Origin of the sequence: Nonomuraea jabiensis (genome assembly GCF_014204795.1) — a bacterium.
In the GTDB taxonomy this organism is placed as follows: domain Bacteria; phylum Actinomycetota; class Actinomycetes; order Streptosporangiales; family Streptosporangiaceae; genus Nonomuraea; species Nonomuraea jabiensis.
Window position 1 is genome coordinate 665,370 of the sequence record NZ_JACHMB010000001.1, and the last position, 20,289, is coordinate 685,658.

Annotated in this window: 19 protein-coding genes and 2 pseudogenes; 15 read left to right on the plus strand and 6 right to left on the minus strand. The window is 68.8% G+C overall.

Annotation, left to right across the window (positions count from 1 at the left end):
- Positions 1 to 210: 210 nt before the first annotated feature.
- The 10 genes and pseudogenes from HD596_RS02880 to HD596_RS02925 all read left to right on the plus strand — a co-directional run bounded on the left by HD596_RS02880 (position 211) and on the right by HD596_RS02925 (position 11,069).
- Entirely contained in the window at positions 211 to 573 is a 363-nt protein-coding gene (locus HD596_RS02880) for a hypothetical protein (RefSeq protein WP_185067751.1), read from the plus strand.
- A gap of 119 nt (positions 574 to 692) precedes the next feature.
- On the plus strand, positions 693 to 1,700 hold the full coding sequence (locus tag HD596_RS02885; protein WP_246555614.1) for a GNAT family N-acetyltransferase: 1,008 nt from the start codon (positions 693 to 695) through the stop codon (positions 1,698 to 1,700).
- A gap of 142 nt (positions 1,701 to 1,842) precedes the next feature.
- Entirely contained in the window at positions 1,843 to 2,676 is an 834-nt protein-coding gene (locus HD596_RS02890) for a glycosyltransferase family 2 protein (RefSeq protein WP_185067753.1), read from the plus strand.
- A gap of 11 nt (positions 2,677 to 2,687) precedes the next feature.
- The gene (locus HD596_RS02895) at positions 2,688 to 3,629 is read left to right on the plus strand and encodes a glycosyltransferase family 2 protein (RefSeq protein WP_185067754.1); all 942 of its coding nucleotides are present in this window, start codon (positions 2,688 to 2,690) and stop codon (positions 3,627 to 3,629) included.
- Positions 3,626 to 4,429, plus strand: a complete 804-nt coding sequence (locus tag HD596_RS02900) for a polysaccharide deacetylase family protein (protein ID WP_185067755.1) — start codon at positions 3,626 to 3,628, stop codon at positions 4,427 to 4,429. The genes HD596_RS02895 and HD596_RS02900 overlap by 4 nt, the downstream gene beginning before the upstream one ends.
- Positions 4,422 to 5,738: a lipopolysaccharide biosynthesis protein gene (locus HD596_RS02905; RefSeq protein WP_185067756.1), complete on the plus strand. Its 1,317-nt coding sequence runs from the start codon at positions 4,422 to 4,424 to the stop codon at positions 5,736 to 5,738. The genes HD596_RS02900 and HD596_RS02905 overlap by 8 nt, the downstream gene beginning before the upstream one ends.
- A 207-nt stretch (positions 5,739 to 5,945) precedes the next feature.
- Positions 5,946 to 6,122: pseudogene (locus tag HD596_RS65535) on the plus strand (pentapeptide repeat-containing protein); the annotation flags it as partial.
- Positions 6,119 to 9,154 carry a hypothetical protein gene (locus HD596_RS63495; RefSeq protein WP_185067757.1) on the plus strand — a complete coding sequence of 1,012 codons (3,036 nt, stop codon included), beginning with the start codon at positions 6,119 to 6,121 and terminating at the stop codon, positions 9,152 to 9,154. The pseudogene HD596_RS65535 and the gene HD596_RS63495, both read left to right, overlap by 4 nt.
- Positions 9,155 to 9,224: 70 nt before the next feature.
- Positions 9,225 to 10,430 (plus strand): DUF418 domain-containing protein, encoded by a 1,206-nt coding sequence (locus HD596_RS02920; RefSeq protein ID WP_185067758.1) that lies wholly within the window; start codon positions 9,225 to 9,227, stop codon positions 10,428 to 10,430.
- Positions 10,431 to 10,436: 6 nt separating this feature from the next.
- Positions 10,437 to 11,069 (plus strand): GNAT family N-acetyltransferase, encoded by a 633-nt coding sequence (locus tag HD596_RS02925; protein WP_185067759.1) that lies wholly within the window; start codon positions 10,437 to 10,439, stop codon positions 11,067 to 11,069.
- Here the strand turns inward: HD596_RS02925 and HD596_RS02930 are convergent.
- Together HD596_RS02930 and HD596_RS02935 are read right to left on the minus strand one after the other, a co-directional pair.
- Positions 11,062 to 11,760, minus strand: a complete 699-nt coding sequence (locus HD596_RS02930) for a nucleoside/nucleotide kinase family protein (RefSeq protein ID WP_313042461.1) — start codon at positions 11,758 to 11,760, stop codon at positions 11,062 to 11,064. The genes HD596_RS02925 and HD596_RS02930 overlap by 8 nt on opposite strands.
- 106 nt (positions 11,761 to 11,866) lie before the next feature.
- On the minus strand, positions 11,867 to 13,516 hold the full coding sequence (locus HD596_RS02935; RefSeq protein WP_185067760.1) for an alpha/beta hydrolase: 1,650 nt from the start codon (positions 13,514 to 13,516) through the stop codon (positions 11,867 to 11,869).
- Between the two features lie 306 nt (positions 13,517 to 13,822).
- Here HD596_RS02935 and HD596_RS02940 point away from each other — a divergent pair, with 306 nt between their 5' ends.
- Positions 13,823 to 14,599 carry a helix-turn-helix domain-containing protein gene (locus HD596_RS02940; RefSeq protein ID WP_185067761.1) on the plus strand — a complete coding sequence of 259 codons (777 nt, stop codon included), beginning with the start codon at positions 13,823 to 13,825 and terminating at the stop codon, positions 14,597 to 14,599.
- Positions 14,600 to 14,727: 128 nt separating this feature from the next.
- Positions 14,728 to 15,390 (plus strand): hypothetical protein, encoded by a 663-nt coding sequence (locus tag HD596_RS02945; protein ID WP_185078252.1) that lies wholly within the window; start codon positions 14,728 to 14,730, stop codon positions 15,388 to 15,390.
- Here HD596_RS02945 and HD596_RS02950 read toward each other — a convergent pair.
- The 3 genes from HD596_RS02950 to HD596_RS02960 all read right to left on the minus strand — a co-directional run bounded on the left by HD596_RS02950 (position 15,354) and on the right by HD596_RS02960 (position 17,043).
- Entirely contained in the window at positions 15,354 to 15,620 is a 267-nt protein-coding gene (locus HD596_RS02950; RefSeq protein WP_185067762.1) for a hypothetical protein, read from the minus strand. The genes HD596_RS02945 and HD596_RS02950 overlap by 37 nt on opposite strands.
- Before the next feature lie 68 nt (positions 15,621 to 15,688).
- Positions 15,689 to 16,717, minus strand: a complete 1,029-nt coding sequence (locus tag HD596_RS02955; RefSeq protein ID WP_185067763.1) for a hypothetical protein — start codon at positions 16,715 to 16,717, stop codon at positions 15,689 to 15,691.
- A complete protein-coding gene (locus HD596_RS02960) occupies positions 16,714 to 17,043 on the minus strand; it encodes a PadR family transcriptional regulator (RefSeq protein ID WP_313042466.1) in 330 nt (109 codons plus the stop codon). Before HD596_RS02960 ends, HD596_RS02955 begins: the two co-directional genes overlap by 4 nt.
- A gap of 355 nt (positions 17,044 to 17,398) precedes the next feature.
- Between HD596_RS02960 and HD596_RS02965 the strand changes: the two are divergent.
- Positions 17,399 to 18,657, plus strand: a pseudogene (locus HD596_RS02965) (RNA-guided endonuclease InsQ/TnpB family protein).
- On the opposite strand, the gene HD596_RS02970 reads toward HD596_RS02965, so the two are convergent.
- Positions 18,623 to 18,880, minus strand: a complete 258-nt coding sequence (locus HD596_RS02970) for an ATP-binding protein (protein WP_313042468.1) — start codon at positions 18,878 to 18,880, stop codon at positions 18,623 to 18,625. The pseudogene HD596_RS02965 and the gene HD596_RS02970 overlap by 35 nt on opposite strands.
- A 305-nt stretch (positions 18,881 to 19,185) precedes the next feature.
- Here HD596_RS02970 and HD596_RS02975 point away from each other — a divergent pair, with 305 nt between their 5' ends.
- Positions 19,186 to 19,848, plus strand: coding sequence for a tetratricopeptide repeat protein (locus HD596_RS02975; protein ID WP_185067765.1), 663 nt, complete (start codon positions 19,186 to 19,188; stop codon positions 19,846 to 19,848).
- A 53-nt stretch (positions 19,849 to 19,901) separates the two neighbouring features.
- The gene (locus HD596_RS02980; RefSeq protein ID WP_313042469.1) at positions 19,902 to 20,255 is read left to right on the plus strand and encodes a sensor histidine kinase; all 354 of its coding nucleotides are present in this window, start codon (positions 19,902 to 19,904) and stop codon (positions 20,253 to 20,255) included.
- The last annotated feature ends 34 nt before the right edge of the window (positions 20,256 to 20,289 follow it).

Consider the following 20,289-nt stretch of genomic DNA (forward strand, 5'->3'; position numbering starts at 1 on the left):
TCGGTCACATAGGGCATTCTGGTGTGCTTGGGGGTCACGTCCGGGCCGGAGTCACTTGACCGTGTGTTGAACGTCACACGAGAAATTCTTGCCTGCCGGTAAACCGGGATGCGCCCTCAAGCGTCGGCATTGACGTGTCCTGGCGCGGATTGGTCCCATGAACTGCGATCAATCGTGCTTTAACCAGCAGAAGCAGGAGAGAAAAGGGAGATGCTCAAGCACCGGAGGGCGCTGACCTGGGTGGTGGCGCTCGCGTGCATAGCGGGGGCGGTCGTCGCACTGTTCGACATAGAGACACCGCTGCGCCCGTTCTTGATCTCTCTGTTCCTTCTGGTCGTCCCAGGGGCGGCAGTGGTGGGACTGTTGCGTGATCGTGACCCCCTTGCCGCACTATCAGTAGGAGCCGCGGCAAGTCTCGTGCTGAACGTGCTCCTCGCTCAGGCCATGCTGCTCTTCGGCGCGTGGTCGCCCCGAGCGGGCGTCGCGACGGTCGCCGTGCTCGGAGGGTTCATGTACGTGCTTCGCGTGTTGTACCGGGGGAAGAGCATGCAGACCCAACAGGGGGCCAGGTGAACATCCAGGTAGTTCGGCCCAGAGAGCTCGGGGACTCCGAGCGGGCACGATGGCGGGAGCTGCAGAAGGCCGACCCGAGTCTGGACAACCCGTTCCTGTCAGTCGAGTTCGCCGTGGCGATGGACCGCTTGCGCGATTACGTGAGGGTGGCGGTCATCTCCGACGGCAGCGGCATCGTGGGGTTCTTCCCGTACGAGCGGCACAGCTTCGGCATCGGCAAGCCGCTCGGCGGCTTCCTCACCACGTGCCATGGCCTGATCGCGGGCCCGGATCTGAAGCTCGACGCCAAGGCCCTGCTGCGGGCCTGCAAGCTCAGCGTGTTCGACTTCGACCATCTTGTGGCGGGTCAGCCCACTTTCGCCCCGTACGAGCAGGATGTCCGACCTGCGCCGGTCATGGACTTCACCGCCGGGTACGACGCCTGGATCGAGCAGGTGAAGACCAACTCCCCGAAGAACCTCAAGACCGTCCGCTACAAGGAGCGCAAGCTCGGCCGGGAGCAGGGTGAGCTGCGCTTCGAGTGGGCCTCGGCCGACCCCGAGGTGCTCCGCACGCTGCTGGCCTGGAAGTCCGACCAGTATCGGAGAACTGGCCGGGTGGACAGGTTCGCCCAGCCGTGGATCGTCGAATTGACGGACATGATGCATGCCGAAAAGTCATCGGACTTCGCGGGCGTCCTGACCATGCTTTATGCCGGAGACGTCCCGGTTGCCGGACATTTCGGCCTACGCACGGCCACCACGCTTGTAGGGTGGTTCCCCGCCTACGACACCGAGTTCGGCCGCTACTCGCCGGGCATCGTCCATCATCTGCAGATGGCCGAGGCCGCCGCGAACGACGGCCTGCACATGGTGGACATGGGCAAGGGCGGCAAGGAGTACAAAGACTGGCTGAAGAGCGGGGTCCTGTACGTTGCCGAAGGCCGCATCTCGCGACCGTCCGCCGCCGCGGCCGTTCACTGGATGGGCCGAACTCCTTTCAACAAAGCCCGAACAATTGTCATGGACCGACCGTCTCTTTATAGGGCGGCCGACCGTGTCCTCAAGGGCTTCGGTCGGGTGCGCACCTCCATGCAGCAGCAGGAGTCACCCAACGGAGTAGTCAAAGAACCAACGGGAGCGCGCTGAGCACTCCCAAGTCCCGGCCAGACACCCTCACAGCACAGGACCCTTCAATGCACCGTTCACCGGCTTCGCCATTCCCGCAGCACCCGGGGATGGCCGCGACCGGACCGCAGCAGGGCGGGGTCCCGGAAGGATTTCCCTCGCCATGAGTCCCGAGATAGCCAAGCACAACGGCAAGCTGCAAACCTCGCCCTTGCGGTCGATGCCGCCCCCTTCGAGCTTCACACCCGTCACCCCCCACCTGGCCATTTCACCGACGGTCAGCGTGGTCGTGCCGGCGATGAACGAGGCCGAGAACCTGCCGCACGTCTTCGCCACCATCCCCCAGTGGGTGGACGAGATCGTGCTCGTCGACGGCAACTCCGTCGACGACACGGTCGCCGTGGCCAAGCGGCTGCGGCCGAACGTGAAGATCGTCACGCAGACCGGCAAGGGCAAGGGTGACGCCCTGTCCGCCGGCTTCGCCGCGTGCACGAGCGACATCATCGTCATGATCGACGCCGACGGCTCGACCGACGGCCGCGAGATCATCAACTTCGTGGGCGCGCTGGTGACGGGCGCCGACTTCGTCAAGGGGTCGCGCTACGCCTCCGGCGGCGGCAGCGACGACCTGACGCTGAACCGGCGGCTGGGCAACAAGATCCTCACCGGCATAGTCAACGTCATGTACAACACCAAGTACACCGACCTGTGCTACGGCTACAACGCCTTCTGGGCCCGTCACCTCGACGCGCTCAACCTCGACTGCGACGGCTTCGAGGTGGAGACGCTGATGAACGTGCGCGCGGCCAAGGCCGGGTTGAAGGTGCACGAGGTGCCCAGCCACGAGCGCAACCGCATTCACGGCGAGAGCAACCTGCACGCCGTACGAGATGGCTTCCGCGTGCTCAAGACCATCCTGAGGGAGTGGCGTCGCCAGCCCGCTCCCGCTCAGCCTGAGCCGACCGCCACTCCCGCCGCTGACCGAGGCGTCGCTTAAGAAGGAACGCTGTGAACACGTCTGTTGTCATCTGCGTCTACACCGACGAGCGGTGGGAGGACATCAGGCAGGCAATCGAGTCGGTCGAGAACCAGACCCGCCCGGCACACGAGCTGATCCTGGTGGTCGACCACAACCCCGACCTGCACCTCAAGCTCAAGCGCGCGTATCCGCAGGCCATTGTGGTGGAGAACACGCATGAGAAAGGACTGTCGGGGGGCAAGAACACCGGGGTGGCCACGGCCAGCGGTGAGATTGTCGCGTTCCTCGACGACGACGCGGTCGCCGACGCCGGCTGGCTGGAGGCTTTGGAGGAGGGCTTCCAGGAATCCGGTGTGGTGGGCGTCGGGGGTCGCACGGATCCGCTGTGGGCGTCCGGGCGGCGCCCGCGGTGGTTCCCGTACGAGTTCGACTGGACGGTCGGCTGCACGTACCGCGGCATGCCCGAGGTACGCGCGCCGATCCGCAACGTCATGGGCGGCAACGCCGCGTTCCTGCGCGACGTCGTGTCCGAGGTCGGCGGGTTCCACAGCGGCATCGGGCGCAGCGTGCAGGGACGCAAGTCGCGTCCACTCGGGTGCGAGGAGACGGAGTTCTGCATCCGGCTGAGCCAGCGCAAGCCCGGCTCGGTCATGCTGTTCGAGCCGCGCGCCGTGATCGGGCACAAGGTGTCCAAGCAGCGCGAGCGGTTCGCCTACTTCAGATCCAGGTGCTACGCGGAAGGGCTGTCGAAGGCCCTGGTGACGAAGGAGGTCGGCACCCAGGACGGGCTGGCCAGCGAGCGGGCCCACGCGCTCAAGACGCTGCCGCTCGGCGCGCTGCGCGGGGTCGGCGAGGCCGTCCGCGGCGACGTGGGCGGGCTCGGCCGGGCCGCCGCGATCGTGATCGGGCTGGCCTGGACGACCTGGGGTTACGTGGTGGGCTCCGTACGGCTGAAGGCGGCACGATCATGATCCGCATTCCGATCCTGATGTACCACTCGGTCACCGACACGCCCAACGACGAGACCAAGCCGCACTCCGTGCGGCCCTCGGACCTGGCCGAGCAGCTGGCGTACCTGTCGGAGAGCGGCTTCACGCCGCTCACCCTGGGCGACCTCGTGGCCTCGCTCAACCAGACCACCGGCCGCTCGATGCCGGACAAGCCGATCGTGGTGACGTTCGACGACGGCTACGCCGACTTCCACAGCCACGCCCTGCCCCTGCTCGAGCGTTACAGCTTCCCGGCCACGGTCTTCCTGACCAGCGGCTGGGTGTCCGACGCGGGCAAGGACGCGGCGGGCCGGCCCCTGGACGACATGCTGTCCTGGGGCCAGGCCCGCGAGATCGCCCAGACCGGCATCGAGATCGGCGGCCACAGCCACAGCCACCCGCAGCTCGACCAGCTCCGCATCGATGACCTGCGGCAGGAGCTGCGCAAGAACAAGGGGCTGCTGGAGGAGAAGATCGGCGCGCCGGTCGCCACCATGGCCTACCCCTACGGCTACTCCAGCGCCCGCGTCCGCCGCGAAGTTCGCAAGGCCGGCTATTTCGCCGCCTGCGCCGTGAGCAACACGATCGCCGCCGACCGGCACGACATGCTCGCCATCCCCCGGCTGACGGTCGGCAAGCACACGACCATCAGCATGTTCAAGCGCGCCGTCGAAGGCAACGCCGTACCCCTCATCTACCTGCGCGAACGCATCCTCACCAAGGGGTACGCGGTCGTGCGCAGGACGAGGTACGGGCTGCAGCGGGTGCGCGGAAATGTCTAGCGTCTGGGGGAAGATCCTCCACGACCTCCGTAACCCGCTGTTCCGCCAGGGCTACGCGCTCATGGCGAACACCGTGGTCACCGGCGTGCTCGGCATGGGCTACTGGCTGCTGGCCGCCCGCCTCTACTCCCCGGAGGAGTTCGGCCGCGGCCAGGCGGTGATCACGGCGATGCGGCTGTTCGCGTCGCTGACGGCGCTGGGGTTCGTGGGCGCGCTGGCCCGCTTCCTGCCGGTCGCCGGGCGCCGCACCCCCGAGCTGGCCCTGCGCGGGTACGGCCTGGCCGCCGCCACGGGCGGGGTCGCGGCCCTCGGCTTCCTGCTGACGCTGCCGATGTGGGGCAAGACGTACTCGGTGCTGAGCGGCTTCTGGCCCGGGCTGTTCTTCCTGGCGTCCGTGCTGGTGTGGGCCGTCTTCACGCTCCAGGACGTGGTGCTGACCGGGCTGCGGCGGGCCACGTTCGTGCCCCTGAACAACCTGGTCTTCGGCATCGTCAAGATGGGGCTGCTGGTCGCCCTGGCCGGCGCGCTGCCGTCGGGCGGGATCTTCGTCTCGTGGGTCATCCCCACCGCGCTCGCGCTGATCCCCGTCAACTGGCTGATCTTCGCCGTCGTGGTGCCCAGGCACGTGGAGAAGAGCAACGCCGAGCAGGAGCCTCCCCGGCTGCGCGAAATTGGAAGGTTCCTGGCTGGGGACTTCCCCGGGACGCTGTCCATCCTCGGCATCGTCTACCTGGTGCCCGTGGTGGTCGCCACGCAGGTGGGCGAGGCCACGTTCGGCCGCTTCTCGATGGCGCACACGCTCGCGAGCATGATCGAGCTGCTGGCCATGAACATGGCGGTCTCGCTGACCGTCGAGGGCTCTTTCGACCGTGCCAAACTGGCCGAGAACTGCCGGCGGGCGCTGCGGCGGGCCTTCATGATCGTCACCCCGATCATCGCGGTGGCGATCCTGGCGGCGCCGCTGATCCTGACCGTCTTCGGCTCGGCCTTCGCGGAGGAGGGCACGACGCTGCTGCGGCTGATGTCGCTGGCCGTGCTGCCGCGGGTGCTGATCGAGGTCTACCTGAGCGCGCTGCGGGCGCAGAGCCGGGCCCGCACGCTGGCGACCGTGCAGATCGGGCTGGCCGTGCTCGTGCTGGTGTCCACCGTCGCGCTGTTCCCGTACGCCGGGGTGAACGCGGTGGGGTACGGGTTGCTCTTCAGCGAGATTCTCGTGGCAGTTTTGATCTTTGGGAATCTACGTAAAATTCTCAAGTTCGGCGAAACCCGTACGCCGGTTGTCACCCAGGGGTCGTCCGGGGCCGCATGATGGTCAACGTGAAGCAACGGGACGGCGATGGCATTGCAAGCTCCTCGGAGGTCCGCGAGGACGTGCGCGGAGAGAAGGAGAAGTCAGACGTGCCCTTCGATCCGGAGGCGACCGGGGTCATCCCGAAGCTGACGTTCGACACCGCTCCCCCGGAGGGCCCGCCTTCGGAGGACGCGCCTTCGGAGAGCGCGCGTTCGGAGGACTCGTCTTCGAAGGCTTCTCCTTCGGAGGGCTCGCGTTCGGAGAGCTCGTCTTCGAAGGGCTCGCGTTCGGAAGGCTCGCCTTCCGAGGGCTCGCCTTCCGAGGGCTCGCCTTCCGAGGGCTCGTCTTCGGAGGGCTCGTCTTCGGAGGACGCCGAGCCGGATTCGGACACGACGACGATGATCCGGCTGCCGGCCACCCTGCACATCGGGCGCCCGCCCACGGTGGAGGAGGCCGCCAACCCGGACGCGACGGGCACGGTGACCACCCCGGCGCAGACGACTTCCGCCCCGCCCGCCGACCCCGCCGACACCTCCGCCACCAAGCCCGGCCTCCGGTCGCAGCCGACGAGCGGACCGCAGGCCGTCGATGGCACGCGGGCCGACGGCGACGGGCAGCGTGGCGCATCGGCGAAGGCGGCGAGCACCAAGCCCGACACCGCCACCAAACCCGGCACCACCATGCCCAGCGCCACCGCGCCCGGCAAGGAGCCCAACGGCAAGCCCGGCACGGCCACGCCCGGCACCGCGAAGGGCGCCGCGCCCGGCAAGACGCCTGCCAAGGGCGCGTCGCCGACCGAGGCGCCCGCCAAGGGATCCGACGGCAAGCCCGGCGCCACCACCTCCAACGCCGCCGCCTCCGGCCCTGCCGCCCCCAGCGCCGCCGCGCCCGGCACCTCCAAGGACGCCGCGCCCGGGAAGACGCCTGCCAAGCGGCCCGTCACCGAGACTGCGGCTGCCGGGACCGTGCCTGTGCCCATAGTCCGTCCCGCCTCGGCGCCCTCCACCGGAGAGGCAGCAGCCGGAACGACGCCTGCCGGAGCGACGCCCGCTGGGGGCTCGGCCACCGGGTCGGCCACGAGCGGGACAGCCGCCAGTGCGTCGGCCGCTGGTGCGTCGGCCGGTGCTGTGCCTGTGGAGGCGCCGCAGCAAGCCTCGCCCATGCCCGCCGCCACCCCACCCACGGCACTCCCGGCACCCCCGCAGACCGCGACCCCCCAGGTCGCCACGGAGCAGGCCCAACCCCAGCAGGCGACCCCCCAGCCCACCCCCGGCAAGCCGCGCACGCTCGGCGGTCGTATCGGTGCGCTGGTCGCCAGTGCGCCCAAGTGGCTGCCCGTGCTGCTGGTCCTCGAGGGCCTGGTCATGTACATCCTGGCCCTCAAGGTCGCCCCAGGTCCCCTGCGCGGCGTGGACCCCGACGACATCGACGGCCTGGGCCTGATCTCCGCCCTCCCGGCGACGGCGTTCATCGCGATCCTCATCATGATCGTGTCGTTCTTCGTCACGGTCGCCCAGAGCACCGACCGCAAGTTCCTCCTGCTGTTCCAGATCGCCGCCATCACCTTCGCCCTGCACGGCGCGGGAGCCCTGGTGGCCACGGCGCCGCGCTTCCCCACGGCCTACATCCATGCCGGTTTCGTGGAGTTCATCAGCCGGACCGGCGAGTCGGCCATCAGCATCGACGCCCGCATGGGCTGGCCGGGCTTCTTCGCGCTGTTCGCCTTCGTGACGAAGGCCGCCGGGATCACCGACCTGACGCCGATCCTGCAGTGGACGCCGCTCGTCTCGAACCTGCTCTACCTGCTCCCGTTCGTACTGATCCTGCGCCAGGTCGTGGCGACCACGCGGGCGCGGTGGTTCGCGGCGCTGCTGTTCGTGCTGGTGCAGTGGATCGGGCAGGACTACTTCTCGCCGCAGGGCTTCACGTTCGCCTTGTATCTGGCGTTCATCGCGATCCTGCTCAGATGGTTCGGACGGGTCGAGCAGCGGACGAAGCCGATCCCGCCCAAGGGCCTGCGCAAGCTGCTCGGCAAGCTGGATGCGATGACCCCGGGCGAGCTGGCCAACACCGGCACGTACCGGGCCGACAAGCTGCTCATGCTGATGATGCTGCTGGCGCTGTTCGTCGCGTCGGTGGCCTCGCACCAGATCACCCCGTTCATGATGCTCGGGGTCGTGACGGCGTTCCTCATCTTCAAGCGGACGTCGCTGACCTGGGGGCTGCCGTTCTTCCTCGGCCTGCTCGTGCTGGCCTGGATCAGCTACATGACGGTGGGCTTCTGGTCCAGCCAGATCGGCGCCATCTTCGGCGGCTTCGGCCGGATCCTGCAGAACATCGGCAACAGCACCGGCGACCGCATCGAGGGCAGCGACCCCGCGCACGCACTGGTGCTGCAGGCGCGGCTCGGCATCCTCGTGGTGATTCTCAGCCTGGCGGCCACGGGGCTGTTCCGGCGGTTCCGGCGCGGGGTGTTCGACCGGTCGGCGCTGATCCTGCTCTGCGTGCCGGTGCTGGCGCTGGGGCTGCAGAGCTACGGCGGCGAGATCGGGCTGCGGATCTACATGTTCGCGCTGCCCGGAGCCTGTCTGCTGGCCGCGTACGCGTTCTTCCCCAACCTGCCGGCCGACAGCGCGGACGTGCGCGAGGAGACCGTGCCGCTGCGCAAGCGGAACGTGCGCTTCAACCCGCAGCTCACCAAGAAGCTCTCGGTTGTGCTCGCGGCGTGCTTCGCGGTGCTGTTCGCGTTCGCGTTCCTGCTGGCCAGGTACGGCAACGAGAAGTTCGAGCGGGTCACCACGGGTGAGGTGGCCGCGCTGCACTACGTCTACCAGCACGACAAGCCGAGCGCCAAGGTGCTCTACCTGGTGCCCAAGACGGGGCCGGAGGTCACGCCGACCCTGCCGTGGGGCGAGAAGGACGTCGAGCTGGTCAACTTCGGCGTACAGGCCCGCGTGCACAAGGACCCGACGCAGATCGCGGACGCGGTGGCGGCGCTCAAGGAGCAGCCGCGTAACTCGTACCTGATCGTGAGCCGCGGGCAGGTGAGCTACCTGCAGCTCAACGAGGGCTTCCCGGAGGACTGGGGGACGAAGTTCCGCGCGGCGCTGGACGCCTCGCCGGACCTGAAGCGGGTGTTCTCCAACGAGGACGCGGCCCTGTACACCTGGAAGAAGTTCGTCCGGGGTACCGAGATCCCCGAACCTCAGCCCTACAAGGGACGCGGCGACCCCACCACCCCGTGGACGCCCGTGGGCATCGGCGCGCTGGCCGTCACCTGGGTCTCACTCTTCGCGTACGAGGTCATCCGGCTGAACGGCCCCAACCGGGCGCGCAAGGCCAGAAAGCGCCTGATCTTCCTCGCCGTGCCCGCCTTCGTGATCGCGCTGGCAGTGATCATCGAGCGCTTCATCTATATCGCACAAAATAACTGAATTCACAGGAAACGCTCAGCTTGTGCGGGATGATGTTCTCCATATGAGGACACAGGAGACACTCCCCGTCATGCCGAACGCACGACTCGCGGCTGCGAGGATCGCTTCCGTCGACGCCTTACGGGGCTTCGCACTCCTGGGCATCCTCGTTGTCAACATCGCCTTCCTGGCCTCCGGCTACCGGATGGCCGGGATGGCCGAGCCCGCCTTCCAGTCCCCCCTGGACTGGACCGTGCGGTTCACCGTGACGCTGCTGGTGGAGAACAAGTTCTACCTGCTGTTCTCCTTCCTGTTCGGCTACAGCTTCACCCTCCAGGTCGACTCGGCGGAGCGGCAGGGGCGCCCGTTCGGGCCGATGTTCCTGCGCCGCCTGGCCGGGCTGCTGCTGATCGGGCTGGCGCACGCGGTGCTGCTGTTCCCCGGGGACATCCTGACGACGTACGCGGCCGTGGGCCTGGCCCTGCTGATCTTCCGCAAGCTCCGGCCCAAGGCCGCGGTGGTGCTGGCGGTCATGTTGACCGCGATGCTCGCGCTCGGCTTCGTGCTGCTGGCCCTGCTCGCCACGTTCGGCCTGGACATGGGCGGCACGGTGGCGGACTCGGCCGCGGAGGCCACCAAGGCGGACACGGCGCTGGCGGCCTCCGCCCTGCAGATCATCTCCGAGCACCTCAGGAAGCTGTCGCTGATCATCGTCTTCCGCGTGCTGTTCCAGGGCCCGGCGGTGCTGGCGGCGTGCCTGATCGGCCTGGCGGTCGGCAAGCTGGGCGCCATGCGCGACCTGTCCGCCCACACGGGCACGCTGCGCAAGCTGCAGTGGACCGGGTTCACGGTCGGGCTCGCGGGCGCGTTCGTCTACACGACGTCGGCCTGGCACGGCACGATGCACAAGTTCTGGGGCGAGGCCGTGGACCTGGTGACGGCCCCGCTGCTGGCGGCCGCGTACGCGGCGACGTTCCTGCGGCTGCTGCCGTACATGCCGCGCATCGCCCGGGCGCTCGCGGCGCCGGGCCGGATGGCGCTGTCCAACTATCTGGCGCAGTCGCTGATCTGCTCGCTGATCTTCACCGGGTACGGGCTGGCGCTCGTGGACCGGGTCAGCCCGCCGCTGGAGGTGCTGATCGCGCTCGGTGTCTTCGTCTGCCAGGTCTTCTACAGCCACTGGTGGCTCAAGAGGCACCGGTACGGGCCCGTGGAGTGGCTCCTGCGCTTCCTCACGTACTGGCGCAAACCAGGCCCCAGCCGCCCGCAACAGGCGAGCCACGCTTTAGGGGAATGACGCGGTATGCGCCACTGGCCCGTGTTCAACCTCCGCCTCACCACGCCCCGCCTCGAGCTGCGCATGCCCTCTCTGGAGGATCTCGACGAGCTGGCCGACCGGGCCGTGGAAGGCGTGCACGATCCGGACGTGATGCCGTTCGGCGTGCCGTGGACGGACGCCCCCGCCGACGAGCTGCCGGCGAACGTCGTCCGGTTCCAGCTCGGCGTCATCGCGCGGTGGCAGCCCGAGCGGTGGTGCTGCAACTTCGTCGTCGTCCACGAGGGACGGGTGATCGGCACCCAGGACCTGTCCGCGCACGGCTTCCGCGTCACCCGCGAGGTCCACACGGGCTCGTGGCTGGGCCGCGCGCATCAGGGCAAGGGCCTCGGCACGGAGATGCGCGCCGCCGTCCTCCACCTGGCCTTCACGGGGCTCGGGGCCCTGACGGCGGTCTCCAGCGCGTACCTGGACAATCCGGCCTCGCTGGGCGTCTCCCGCAAGCTCGGCTACCGGCCGGACGGGCTGATCGTGGACGAGGTACGCGGCAAGCGGGCGGTCCAGCAGCGCCTCCGCCTCGACCGGGCCGACTTCACCGACCCCGTCCCCGTACGGATCGACGGGCTGGAGCCCTGCCTGCCGCTCTTCGGGCTCACCTGATGCGAGGCCGGTCGAAGGCGGTGTTGTCGATGATGACGTCCATCCGCTTCAGCGGGTCGGCCTCCTCGAGGTAGATGCGCTCGGCGACCAGGTACCGGTTCCGGTGGATCGACTCGGCCTCCGACCCGGCCCAGTCCTGGTCGCGCTCGGCCCCTCTGCGTACCGACAGCTCGGCGTCCACGTCCATCCAGATCCGGAAATCCCAGTACTTGTCGATCTCCGGCCGGAACGCGAACACCCCGTCCACGACCACCACCGAGTCCGCCGCCAGCGGCGTCGTCGTCCCGGAATGATCGATCTGCGTCAGCGGATCGATGCCGCACAGCGCACACGCCACCGCCTCGGCGGACCGGCCGGGCTCCAGCAGCAGCCTCTTGACCGCCTCGTAGTCGTAGGCGTTGCGGTAGTAGCCCTCGCCCGACTCGCGGTCGTAGAGGTGCCGGTCCTTCCACGGCTTCTTGAAGTCGTCCAGGGTGGCGCGCAGCGCGGGCCGCCCCGCCTTGACGATCTCCTCGGCCAGTTCGTGCCCGAAGCTCGTCTTGCCCGAGGCGGTGAACCCGTCGATCCCCACCAGCACCCGCCCGTCGCCGCGGGCCAGCACCTGCTCGGCGACCTGCCTCACGAGCGCGGAGCGTTCCGGCGAGGCCGGGGCCGGGCAGGGCTGCTGCCACGTCGAAACGGAATACTGCACCCGCACACCAGAAGTACCAGACAATCCCACCAGCACACCCTATCCATGGACGGTCACCGGAGGCGCGGAGCCGGCGGACAGCCGTTCTCGATGATCAGGGTTCTGCTCAGAGCTTGCACCGGGCCCCGTCGGCCGGGGACTTGAGGTCGATGAGGTAGGCGGCCACGGCGTCGTTGACGCAGGCGTTGCCGGCCAGGAGGGCGCCGTGCTGCTCGCCCTCGACGGTGAGCAGGCTGCCGCCGAGGGCCTTGGCCAGGTTGATGCCGCCCTCGTGCGGCGTCGCGGGGTCGGCGGTGACGGAGACCGTCAGCGTGTCGGGCAGGCCCTTGATGCCGGTGGCGTAGGGGTAGCCGAGCGTCGGCCTGACGGGCCACTGCTCGCAGCCGTCCCGCGCCTCCTTGAACGGACGGCCGGGGTCGGTGAACGGCGCCGCCTTGAACCACGCCCGGTTCAGCGCGGTCTCCTGCTTCGGCGTGTGGCGCTCCTCGTCCAGGCAGTTGATCGTCATCGTGGCTTCGAGCGAGTTGGGGTAGCCGCCGTCGGTGGTCCGCCCGTGGTACGTGTCGCGCAGCTTCAGCAGGGTGTCGCCCTTGCCGGCCTTCAGCTCGGCGATGCCCGTGATCGCGGCCGGCCAGAGCGCCTTGCTGTACAGCGCGGCCGTCACCCCCTCGACCGCCTGCTCGTACGTCAGCCCGCGCCCGTCGGACGTACGGGCCGGCTTGTCGATCAGCGGTCGCACGAGTTTCTGGAAGACCTGGGTGGCGCGCTTGGGGTCGGTGCCGAGCGGGCAATCCTGCTTCTGCTGGGTGGCGCAGGAGGCGGCCATGTGCTCGAACGAGGCCTGCATCCCGGTGGCCTGCTGGACGCGTCGCTCGTAGGTGCCGGCGTAGGGGTCAAACGCCCCGTCGAGCACCAGCGCGCGGACCTTCTTGGGGAACATCTCCGCGTACACGGCGCCGAGCCGGGTGCCGTAGCTGCTGCCCGTGTAGGTGAGCTTCTCATCTCCCAGGGCCTGGCGCAGCACGTCCATGTCCCGCGCCACGTCGCGGGTGCCGACGTGCGCGAGCACCTGCATGCCACCGGAGCGCTCGGCGCACTGCTCGACGAGCCGGCGGGTCTCCTGCTTGGTCCAGTCGTCGATGCCGGCGGGGATCGAGGAGAGCTTCGCGCCGCGGTCGCGCTCGGCATCGGTGTAACAGTCGAGCACCGGCGTTGAGGCGCCGACGCCGCGCGGGTCGAACCCGACCAGGTCGAAGCGCTCGGTGATCGGCGACTTCGCCCACACGGCGGCGGTCACGGCCGCGTGCTCCGTGCCGGGGAAGCCGGGGCCGCCGGGGTTCAGCACGAGCGACCCGATCGGATCCTTGCCGCGCGCGGGCACGCGCAGCACCGCGATCTCCGCCTGCCTGCCCTTCGGATTCTGGTAGTCGAGCGGCACCTTGAGGCGCGCGCACTCGGCCTTGACGGCCGGCACGCCTGGCGGCACGTGCGGATCGCAGGGCTTGAACTCCAGCTTCTGCCCGTAGAAGCGGTCCAGGCCGGTGCCGCGGGAGGCGGGCTGCTGACCGGCCTGGAGAGCGCCGGCCGCGCCGGTCCGCCCGCCGGCCTGCCCGCCTGCCTGCCCGCCTGCCTGCCCGCCTGCCTGGCCAGCGGCCTGCCCGCCTGTCTGGCCGGCGGTCTGGCCGGCGCAGGCGCCGAGCAGCAGCGTCAGCGCTGCGGCGCCCAGGACTGCGGCCGGTCTCTTGCGACATGGCATGTGTCTTCTCCCATTGTCGGAGGTGATGGTCAACTGGGGAGAAGGGCCGGAGGGCCGAGCAGGCTCGCGACGAACCCGCAGGGCCAGGCATCATGTAGCTCCCCTGGTCGTGCTGGTTGCGATAACGAGCTAACAGCGTGCCCTTGGGGCACGGTCAAGGAGTGCCACGCACGGCCCCGACTTCTGGCGTTCCGCTCCCCGCTTGGGTGCGCGTTGACTGTGCCCCTGGGGCATGGTGTGGACTTGTCGTACGGGCCACGTGGCGTGGGGCCCCCGCACAGCCGCAGACGACGAGGGAGGCGGAGAATGGCCTGGAGCACCCGGCAACTTGCCGATCTCACGGGCTCGACGGTGAAGGCCATTCGGCATTACCACGAGATCGGGTTGCTGGATGTGCCCGAGCGCGCGGCCAACGGGTACAAGCAGTACCAGGTCTCGCACCTGATCCGGCTGTTGCAGATCAAGCGGTTGCGTGATCTTGGAGTGCCGCTGTCCCAGGTCGCGGCGCTAGGACGGGCCGACGAGGAGCCGGACGAGGCGATCCGGGCTCTGGATGCCGAGCTGGCGGCGACGGTCGAACGGCTCAATCGGGTGCGTGCGGAGCTGGCTGTCATTTTGCGTCACCGCGCACCGATGCATGTGCCGCCCGAACTCGCTCCCCTCTCTCAAGACCTCTCCGACACGAACCAGTCCCTGTTCATGATCTTTTCGACGCTTTTCAGCGAGGAAGGAATGGAGGAATTCCGCCAGATAGTCGCCGTGCGCGACGACATCGGCGACGAGTTCGATGCCCTCTCCCCGGACGCCGACGATGCCACGGTCGACCGGCTTGCCGAGCGAATTCTGCCGCTGGTCCGCAGGATGCGGGAAGAGCACCCGTGGTCGAAGGACCCGGTGGCTGATTCGCCACGAGGAGCGGAGCTGGCCGAAAGCACGATGGCCCACGCGGTGGTGGAGCTCTACAACCCCGCACAGCTACGAGTCCTGCAGCGCCTGAACGTCCTCCTCGAACAGGCAACGGACGCGAACGACGACACACCCCGACACGGCGCTGTCCACGACGCCGGACGGCGCGGCCAGTAGTGCGGCAGGAGAAAACGCAGCCACCGAGAAAGGTCCTGCCAGGGCCCCGCTGATGGTTGAAGAACCCAACTCGCCAGGTCGATCTCGATGTTGCCGAGCGCTTTCCGAATGATGATCTGGAGCCAGAGATGTTCAAGGCATGGCGGAGAAGCCGAGCCGTGCGACGGATCCAGCCCGGAAACGGACGCTCACTCAGACGTTTTCGCTGGTGGCAGCCACTTTCCCGGGCTTTGTTCTATCTTCCGCTGAAGAACGATGATGGCCGGCAGGTGGTCTACGCCATCGACGTCAACCATGTGCAGCGGTTCCTGTCCGACGACGGCAAAGGTAAAGCCCACCTGTACCTCGACGGCAAGCATCACGCCGAGTCCAAGCTCCCTGCCGCGTTTCCCGTCCAGGGCGGCACGATCGAAGTAGCGTCGTCAGCCTTCGGCCTCAAGCGCTGCCACTACGTCACCGACGAGGGAACCGAGCACCAGCTCATCCCGGACCGGAGCTCCAGCGAAGGGCGCCGCGCGCACCTCGACCGCGCGCACCCCGTACTGAGCCGCTGGATCGGCTTCCTCTCGCTGATCCTGCTCGTCATCCCACTGCTTCTCCTCATCCCGCAGCTCATCGAAGTGGCCTTCAAGATTCCCCCCGTAACTGAGCGCTTCGGGACTTTCACCTCACCCATCCGTCTGCCGGCCTGGCTCAACTTCACGCTCGCGCTCGGTGCCGCTGCGGCCGGCTGGGAGCGCGCACTGCGCCTGCGCTACAACTGGTTGCTGGACTCCATGGCCAAGGGATGACGGCGGCTCTGCTCGTCCTCGTCCGGCCAGGACACACCAAGCAGCCGAAGCCCAGCCTCCACCGCCATCGCCCGCCTGGCCGCGCCCGTCCCCACCAGGTTGTCCCTCAGGTGCGCGCACGCCTCCCCCATGAGGTCCCGTACGGCGGCCATCGCCGTGCCGACCGCCCCCGAGCCCCATGGCTCCAGCCCTTCGGTCCGGGCCCGCAGCGCAGCGGCGGCCCCCGTCATGATCCCCGCGGCCTCCTCCACCCGGCGTGCCCCGTCCAGGGGCCGTTCACGGAACTGAGATAGGCCGCCTACACCGATCCTTCCCCGACCTTGGAAGTCACGGGTGCGGTCCCGGACGCGCCCGGCAAGCCCCGCGCACCCACCCAGGCGAGCGCGGTGGACAGAGTCCAGAGCACCGCGCACTGGGCGCAGACCATCGTCCACGAGGCGCCCTCGGGAAGGTTTTCGAGCAGGGGCAGCCGCACCATCAGCAGGAGCAGCCCGGTGGCCGTCATGGCCAGCGCCCATGACGGGGAGCTCCGGCGGGCGAGAACGACCACGGCGCCCGCCGCCCATACGAGGATCGTCGTGCCGAAGCCCAGCCACAGGTAGGGCCAGTCCAGGTCGTACGGTCGCAGGGCGACGACCAGCCAGGTGCCGCCCAGCACCGCCAGGCCGGCGGCCGGCGGTGACAGGGTGGCCGCCCACGACCGGCGTCGCGGCGTGATATCGCTGTGGAAGCCCATCAGGAGCGCGATCACCGGCGCCGCTGTGAACACCAGGGTCGCGGGTTCCGACAGCGGCCGGTCGGTCAGGGGCCCGGCCAGGATCATCGGGATCAGCGTGTAGATCAGTGGGGCTGACACACCGATCACGGCCGTGACCTTCGCCGTCCTGACGTGGCCGCGCATGATCGCCACGAACGCGATGGCCGAGCATAAGTCCGCTGCGGAGACGGCGGTCGACACCAGCCGTTCGACGGAGCCTGGCGTGCCCGTCCACGCGACGTCCGTACCGAACGCCAGCGCGTGTCCCCATTGCAGGAACTGGATGACACTGGCCACGGCCTGATAGCCCAGTCCGAGCAGTGCCACGAGCCGGACGGCCTCACCCCAGGCGACCAGGCGGGGAGACGCGCCCGGGCCGCCGAGACGCACCCGTAAGGACAGAGAGAGCACGCTGGCGATCTCGCCCCACCGGGGCCGCGGGTTCGCCTCGTCGGGCGCCTCGCCCGACAGCTCCATGAAGGCGTCCACCATCTCCTCCTCGCGCTCGGCGCGGTAGGAGGCCGGCAGCAGGCGTAAGACGGAGCGGTAGCGCTGTTCGAGCAGGTTCATGCGGCGCCTCCGGCCGTCCTGGCCCGCAGGCGGGTGGTGGCGGCCTCGGCGGTGGCGGCCATCCTGGCGGCCTCTTCCCTGAGCGCCTTGGCGCCATCGTCGGTCAGCCGGTAGTAGCGGCGAAGCCGTCCGTTCTGGGCCTCTTCCCGGTCGAGTTCGACCAGGCCGGCCGCCGAGAGCCGGTCGAGCACGCCGTACAGGGTGCCGATCTTGAGTTGCACGTGCCCGTCGGACAGCCGATCGACCTCCTGGACGATTCCGTAGCCGTGCCGGGGCTCATCCGCCAGCGCGGTCATCGCAAGGAACATGGACTCCGTGATGTTCACCCATGCACGATATCCTGACTTACAAGATATCGTGAAGAATGCTGCGATGGCAGCGGTCACCGAATGGGGACGTGGCACCAGACCACGCGTTCCGCTCGCTCGGTGAGGTACGTTCCCCACGTCCCCTCGCAGATCGCGGCGACGGTGGCGATACCCAAACCTCCGGGCCGCCTCATATGAGGTATCCAGTCATCGGCTACCTCCGAGGAGACCCCCGCCTTCAGGCAGTGGAGGGATCGGACTCCTGCGAAGCAGGGCAGGAGCAGGCGATTCGCCGTCAGGCAGACCGCTGTCTACGACAATCGAGCAGTACTTGGCTGGTCTTCCTGCAAAAATGTGAGGCGTGGCGCAGCTGATGAAGCGGGCCTACAAGTACCGCTTCCACCCGACCCCCGAGCAGGCCGATGAGCTTGCCCGGACGTTCGGCTGTGTGCGTCTGGTCTACAACAAGGCATTGGAGGAGCGGACCCGCGCCTACGCTCTGGAAGGCAGGCGGGTCTCTTATGTGGAGTCCTCCGCCGCGTTGACGGCGTGGAAGAAGACACCCGAGCTGGCGTTCCTGGGTGAGGTGTCGTCGGTGCCGTTGCAGCAGGCGCTGCGCCACCTGCAGGCGGCGTTCGCGAACTTCTTCGCGCGCAGGGCGAAGTACCCGACCTTCAAGAGCAAGAAGAAGGCACGCGCGAGCGCGGAGTACACCCGCTCGGCGTTCCGCTGGCGCGATGGCCGGCTGTTCCTGGCGAAGATGGACGCGCCGCTGGACATCGTGTGGTCGCGTCCGCTGCCCGAGGGGGCCGAGCCGTCCACGGTCACCGTCTCCCGGGATGCGGCCGGGCGGTGGTTCGTCTCCATCCTCCTCGAGGAGAAGATTGCGCCGCTGCCGCCGGTCGAGTCGTCGGTGGGGGTGGACGCGGGTATCACGGCGCTGGCCACGCTGTCGACCGGTGAGAAGATCGTGAACCCGTGTCATGAGCGTGCCGACCGGCGCAAGCTGGCCCGGGCTCAGCGGTCACTCGCCCGTAAGGGGAAGGGGTCGAGCAACCGGGCCAGGGCCCGGCTGCGCGTGGCGAAGGTGTACGCCCGGATCGCCGACCGGCGCCGGGACCATCTGCACAAGGTGACCACACGGCTTGTTCGCGAGAACCAAGTGATCGCCGTGGAGGACCTGACGGTCCGCAACCTGGTCAAGAACCGCTCGCTGGCCCGCGCCGTCTCGGATGCGGCCTGACGGGAGTTGCGGATGATGCTGGAGTACAAGGCCGCCTGGTACGGGCGCACGCTGGTGGTAGTGGACCGCTGGTTCCCCTCCTCCAAGCTGTGCTCGGCCTGCGGGACCCTGCAGGAAGCGATGCCGTTGAACGTCCGGGAATGGACCTGTGGCTGCGGCGCGGTCCACGACCGGGACGTCAACGCCGCGAAGAATGTGCTCGCCGCCGGGCTGGCGGAGAGCTGAAACGCCTGTGGAGCTGGTGTCAGACCTCAACGAGAGTCCTCTCGGGCGGGCGACCGGCGGTGAAGCAGGAAGGCCGACCGGCGACGGTTGGAATCCCCCTCGTTTACGAGGGGGAGGAGGTCAATCCAGTCAGCCGGGAGACGTGGGATTGCCGGGATCGGTGACGACGAGGCGGACGCGAGACGGGGCTTCGGCCAGAAGGAGGCGCGCCCAGTCGCGACCAGCACCCTCGAGCGAGTGCCTGACAGCGTTGGTGACCAGCTCCGAGGCGACGAGCTCGGTGTCGTACAGCGCGGAATGCGCCGATCCGAGCCAGGCTCTCACGGCCAGCCTGGCGCGGTGGGGCGCGTACTGATCCTGCCGCACCGGCCCCGCCCTGATCTTCACCGCACCAGAGTGGGCCGCCTTCAAGGACGGCATGGCCAAGGGCGAATTCGACTTCTAGCCGGGAAAGATCCGAAAGGGGGGCTCGATCCGTTTCGAGCCCCTCTTCCTGCTGCGTGGCACGACCCTCGCTGGTACGGCGGCCGCCAATTCCTGGTGACGGCGTCCCGAGGCGCCTCGGGACAGTCAGCGGCGAATGACCTGCGCATAGCCACACCGACCTACGCGCTCATCGCTGGCCGTCCACATGATGATCCTGAGCCGGAGTACTCTGTTGCCGATCTAGCACTGCTGGGGCGGGGGTGGCGATGAGCGCCGAAGACCGGATCGAACGGGCCAAGACGCTCTACGAGCGGGCAGTGTTCAGCGGCGACGCCAGCCTGCTGGCCGGCGCCGAACGGGACCTGGACGCGGTGGAGGCCGACGCCGCGCTGGCCCGCGGGCGGATCCTGCATACGCGGTTCCTCAACGAGCGCGCCGGCGCCGGCCCGTCACCCGTCGAGGACCCGGCTGAACTGCCGTTGTTCGAGCGCGCGATCGAGCTGTACCGGGCGCTGGGCGACGCGCGCGGCGAAGCGGAGGCGTTGTTCTGGATCGGTTGCTTACATCAGGTCATCCGGCGTGACAACGAGACTGCGGTTCCGGTGCTGGAGCAGTCCTGCCGGCTGGCGGCGCAGGTCGGCGACAAGCCGACCCAGTCCGAGGCCCTGCGGCACCTGGGCATCGCGGCACACATGGCCGGTCGGCTGGATGAAGCGCGCGAGCGGCTGGAGGAGTCGTCGCCGCTGCGCCGGGAGGTCGGGGCCCTGCCGGGCTTGGCCGCCAACATGGTCGGTCTTGCCTACATCGCCGCCGCCCAGGACCGCCGGGCGGACGCGCTCGCGACACTCGACGAGGCGCACGCCATCGCACAGGCGCATGGCGCCCATGCCATCGTGCGGCAAATCGAGCAGGCAAGAACAGAGATCTAGGGCCGTTTCAGAAGTGGATCACCTGGGTGGTTCACTTCCGAGATGGTCTTTGTGTGGGTCGGGGTGAGCCGGCGACGGTCTCCGGCGATCCGGTACTGCTGAGCAGGCTCGCCGCTAACCTGCTGCACAACGCGGTTCGCTACAACCAGCCCGGGGGGACCGTTCAGGTGCCGGTCCCGGCGACCGGCGCTCTCACCGTGCGCAACGCCGGGCCCGAGGACCGCATCGGAGAGTTGTTCGAGCCGTTCCGCCGGCTGCCCGCGGCACGGACCCGATCGACTGACGGCGCCGGCCTCGGCCTGTCGATCGTCGCCGCGATCGCATGGGCCCACGACGCCTCCGTCACCGCCCGGCCCAACCCCGGCGGAGGACTGGAGGTGACCGTACGCTTCCCGAGTTGTGGCTAGCTTCTCTTCGTCGATCAGCTCCGGCTCCAGGCAG